Raw genomic sequence first — 1,883 nt, 5'->3', positions numbered from 1 at the left:
TTACCCACTGCCACGTGGACCACGCCGGTGGTGCACACCTTTTTAGATCCCATTTCGGCAGCAGTCTCATCATGCACAACCTCGACGCTGAAATTGTTGAGAGGGCCGATCCCCGCCTCACCGCAGCCTTCTGTTTCGAAATCGACTTCCAGTCGCTTCCCATTGATAAAAAACTTTATGGCGAAGAAGGTAACATCCCGTGTGGCACTCAGCAAATAGTCTGGCTGCATACACCCGGCCATTCACCAGGGTCTATCTCGCTTTATCTCGACATTGGCGGGAAAAGAAGCCTTTTTGTGCAGGATATCGCGGCGCCATTGCTTAAAGAATTTGATTGCGACCCCGTTGCATGGGTAAAATCCATGGACAAGTTACTCGGTGTCAATGCAGACATGCTATGTGATGGCCATTCAGGCGCCTATCATCCAAAAAAGGTTGTCAGAGAATACCTTCAATACTGCATTGACATGCAGACCCGGATGGGATACCTTGATGTGTGAACATGGTACCTGGAACAAAGGATACAGCTATGCCCCCTGATGGTACGGAAAAGCATCTGAAAGGGAAATTAAAAGCATCGATAAAAAAAGGCTATAAAATGGACTCTGTTAATTTTTTTGCCGACTTCACCGATATAGGAAGGGACCTCTATACTGCTTCAGAAAGGATCAATTCCCTGTCTGACATTCTTGTATTCCTGTCCTCTTCTCCCCCCTGCCCGTCATGCGGTCAATCGAAATTGATGCAGAGCGAGAGATGGCACCCAAGGGAATGGTTTCTCAAATTTTTCGGAAGGAGGGTATTACATTGCAATAACTGCGGCTGGAAGAGAACAGTAAAGCTCCACCGGTGGGAATGGGAAACCATCATTACCGCTCTCGCCGTTCTTGTTGTTCTGACCATTTACTCAATACACTGGTTCTGGACAGGCAAGTAGCCACAAAACCCGGTAGCCTTACAGCATTCAGCCTTTTTTGATCTGTAAATCCTGGCTGGCGATACTTAATCGATTCGACGCGTTCTGCCTTATTTTTTGCATCTTCTCAGGTGAGAAGGGTTTGATGTGTGAAAATGCGGGGTTTAATGTGTTATTAGGTTTGAATTCCTGAATAAAGAATTTTTTTGCATTCCGGATGTAATCAGCCACGGCATATACGTCTTCTTCCCTGTGCAGGAACGGTACAACGGTCATCCTGAACTCATAATCTACATTTCCTTCTAAAATGAACTGTATGCTCTCCTCAATCTTCTTTGTATCAACGCCAACACCGCACCACCTTTCATATTGTTCTATCGGACCTTTCATGTCCATAGCGATATAATCGATCAGTCCGTCGTTGACAAGGCCTTTTACAACAGACGGTGACGACCCGTTTGTGTCAAGTTTAATCTTTATGCCTTCGTTTTTTAATTGTCCTGCTATGGAGGAGAGGCCCTTATTCAGGGTAGGTTCCCCGCCTGTGATGACCACCCTCTCGACCCAGTGTTTATACTTCCTCAAGTGGCCGGCGATATGCTTAAAGGGCACGTTTTCTATCCGTTCAGGGTGGAGCACAATACTGCTGTTATGGCAGTAGGGACACCTGAAGTTGCATCCACCGGTGAATATCACCGATGAAAGCTGCCCCTTCCAGTCAATAAAGCTTGTGTCTATAAAACCTTTTATCGGGAAATCATAGTCCTTGCACAACATGCAAAACCTCTTCCACTTTGGGGACAGCACCCCTCCATTCTCCAAGCCCTTTTTCCATCTCGTCTTCAACAAGAATCGTGGGAAGGGCCAGGACCCGGTAAAATGTCGCTTCAGCAAGGCCATCCGCTGTTTCTACGTTATAGTAATGGACATCCACATTATTTTCCTGCAAATTGTCCTTCAACCGTTT

Annotated in this window: 4 protein-coding genes; 2 read left to right on the top strand and 2 right to left on the bottom strand. The window is 46.4% G+C overall.

The genetic code is table 11. The features are described from left to right. Nucleotides 1-500, top strand: a 500-nt coding sequence (locus NT178_17755; protein MCX5814366.1) for an MBL fold metallo-hydrolase, incomplete at its 5' end; no start/stop codon positions are given. A gap of 2 nt (nt 501-502) precedes the next feature. Continuing rightward, on the top strand, nt 503-937 hold the full coding sequence (locus tag NT178_17750) for a hypothetical protein (protein MCX5814365.1): 435 nt from the start codon (nt 503-505) through the stop codon (nt 935-937). 27 nt (nt 938-964) lie between these two features. Here NT178_17750 and NT178_17745 read toward each other — a convergent pair whose 3' ends face one another. Then, nucleotides 965-1,693: an anaerobic ribonucleoside-triphosphate reductase activating protein gene (locus NT178_17745; GenBank protein ID MCX5814364.1), complete on the bottom strand. Its 729-nt coding sequence runs from the start codon at nt 1,691-1,693 to the stop codon at nt 965-967. Further along, nucleotides 1,674-1,883 (bottom strand): hypothetical protein (locus NT178_17740; GenBank protein MCX5814363.1); only part of this gene is annotated, 210 nt, incomplete at its 5' end. The genes NT178_17745 and NT178_17740, both read right to left, overlap by 20 nt.

The organism is Pseudomonadota bacterium, from assembly GCA_026388255.1.
Lineage (GTDB): Bacteria > Desulfobacterota > Syntrophorhabdia > Syntrophorhabdales > Syntrophorhabdaceae > JAPLKB01.
This window is presented reverse-complemented; position numbering and strand designations above follow the sequence as displayed.

Coding starts and splice junctions, on each gene's coding strand:
- NT178_17750 (MCX5814365.1), top strand. CDS start 503: ATGGTACCTGGAACAAAGGATACAGCTATGCCCCCTGATGGTACGGAA.
- NT178_17745 (MCX5814364.1), bottom strand. CDS start 1,693: ATGTTGTGCAAGGACTATGATTTCCCGATAAAAGGTTTTATAGACACA.